Consider the following 2,583-nt stretch of genomic DNA (forward strand, 5'->3'; position numbering starts at 1 on the left):
ACCTTGGTGTCGGTGACTACCGCCCGACCGAGGTTGATGAACCCTCTCTGCAGCAGGATCTCTGCTCGGGTGGGGTCGCGATGCTCGGTGAGTGAGGCGAAGACCTCCTTCGTCAGGTCCTCGAAGTACTCCTGCTGTGAGTAGCTGCCGGGGACGAGGTGCTCGGCTGTGAGAACGCGCATACGGGTGTTGTAGAGGTCATTGATCAGGAACTCGTAGAGCTGATCGTAGTAGCTGATGCGGATATGGCTCCTGCACTCGAGCTCTCGATTGGCATACTTATCAAAGTCCTTGATCTGGTCTACCACCCACTTGAGTGAGGCTCTCTGAGTCTCGCGGGGGAGCACGGTGTAGATGGGGTGCTCCGCGTCGGGGATAGAGGGATTGACGTAGATACCACCGATCTGGTGCATCACATTCTTTACGAGAGAGTGGAAGGTCTGCGAGATGGCGAGATCCAGCTTATCCTTCTTGCGGGTGTCCTCGTCGTCGGTGATCCACTCGGGGAACTCTTGCGAGATGCGGGCGAGATTTTTTATCCCATAGTCGCTGCTCTTGATCGGGTCGTCGCCGAGGTCACCGGAGATGACCCGCGGATCGTAGACATTGGTCTGCTCCGGGAGATAGCGGTAGATCGGGTCATTTGTCTTGGAGGTGACAAACTTCTCCAGCACCTCAGCCTGAGCGTAGATGTCCTGCGAGAAGAGGGGGAAGTAGCGGTAGAGCCACTCGACCACATAGTCGTCGTAAGGACCGATCTCGGGGAGGGCCATCGGGACGTTGTCGCCCGGCTGAGCCACATAATTGAGCCGGACATAGTCCATGATGCTCGGGGTGACACCGTGAGCTCGTACGTAGGAGGCGCTCCGGAGGGAGTCTGTCGGGACAGCCGCCGTGGCGATCATATTATGTGACAGACCGAGGATGTGCCCCATCTCGTGCTTGACGGAGAAGGTGAGCATCGCATCCCTCTTCGCCTTAGGGAGAGGGAAGTTGCGGATCGAGGGATCTACGAGGGCACTCTGGGTGAAGTACCACTTGTAGAAAAGCTGCTCGATGTTATTGAAGATGAAGAGTGTCGAGCTGATGATCTCTCCTGTCCTTGGGTCGACCCACGAGGGGGCGTAGGCATTCTCTCCCTGATTGGGAATATAGCGGATGCAGGAGTACTTCAGATTGTCCGGATCGAAGCCGGTGGAGGGGTCGGGGAAGTCCCTTACCTCGATGGCATCCTTAAATCCGATCTTCTCAAAGGACGTATTCCACGCCAGGATACCGTCTCGGATCGGCTGCTTCCACTCCTCGGGGAATGCGGGATCGAGATAGAGGACGATCGGCTCCTTGGGCTTAGAGAGTCCACCGGAGGCGTAGGCAGCGGAGTCTGCCGGCTCAAGTCGCCGTCGGTGGGCGATGTAGATGTTGTCGGTCTTGTCCTTGAGCGGGGAGAAATTGAGCCGCCCGGTGGTGAAGGTCCCGACGCGGGTGTCGGCGATGCGTATAGGCATCGTCTCCTCCGGCAGTCGGAGGAGGGTAAAGGTCGCCTCCACCGTCGTCGGCACATCGCTCGCCACGGAGACCATACCGAGGAAGGTGGCGGAGAGCTTATAATTAAGCTCCACACGCACCTGAGCATTGTCCTCATAGGACTTCATCCCCTTGATGAAGGAGAGGGAGGAGACCGGTGAGGCGCTCAGCTTGAGGTCGCCGGACTCCTTCGGGATCACCCGTACGAGTGTACTCTCACGCGCCATGAGCGAGGTGGCATCGAAGACCACTGCGCTGCTGTCCGGGGTGAAGGCGAGGACGGAGTAGGCCGCTACGGAGGGGTCTCGGTAGCTGAGGGCGAGCGCCTGCTTCATCGGTTCGTCCGCCTCCTTGGAGTAGACGATCGTGTTATTTTTCTTGACCACCACAGTGCTGTCTTGCAGCTCGAAGCGCATCAGCAGGGGCTCCTCGCTGCGGTCGCCTATCGTGAGGATCGATCCGTCAGAGACACTGGAGAGCGTCGCTCCGAGGAGCATATCCCGCCCGATCTCCGAGATGGGCAGCTCCATGTAGAGCTTGTCCTCCACCTTGTGGAGGGTGACGAGGCCACCCTTGACGGTCTCGACCTTCTTATCTCTGAAGAGCTGACTATACTTGTCCTTGCTTGTCTTGGCGTAAGACTCGTGGATGGGTGCCAGTCCCAGTATCGGTAGGAGCGTGAGTAGTAGTAGTCTCCGCATCCATCCCTCCACCGGGATCTTAGGGGTTGAGTGCATGTCTGTTCCTTTGCAGTCTTGTATTAGTTATCGATCGGGTAATCCTCGCGGAGTGCGATGGCTGTGATGGGGAGGCGAAGGTCCTTCCACTCGTGTACAACGGGGTAGCTGTCCTTAGTCAGATCTATCTGCCGGATGCTCGCAGTGGAGCCCGACCGACTATTCAGGGCAATGTAGAGGAAGTGGTCATCCTTGTCCACCACCATGTCGACTACCACATCGTCCTTGCTGAGTGTGATGAGGGGTGTGGTGGGGAAGTTGCCCTGCGACATGGTGTTGTAGGCGTAGATGCCGCTACCGTCAGCGCCGCTGTAGAAGACTA

The 2,583-nt window shown here is 57.9% G+C and carries 1 protein-coding gene and 1 pseudogene; both read right to left on the bottom strand.

Annotated features, from left to right (window positions below; genetic code table 11):
- On the bottom strand, positions 1–2,261 hold a 2,261-nt coding region (locus Q0F21_RS07115; protein ID WP_297238654.1), incomplete at its 3' end, for a zinc-dependent metalloprotease.
- A gap of 23 nt (positions 2,262–2,284) precedes the next feature.
- Positions 2,285–2,583 (bottom strand): annotated as a pseudogene (locus Q0F21_RS07120) (hypothetical protein); the annotation flags it as partial.

This window comes from uncultured Porphyromonas sp. (assembly GCF_934359325.1).
In the GTDB taxonomy this organism is placed as follows: Bacteria; Bacteroidota; Bacteroidia; order Bacteroidales; family Porphyromonadaceae; genus Porphyromonas_A.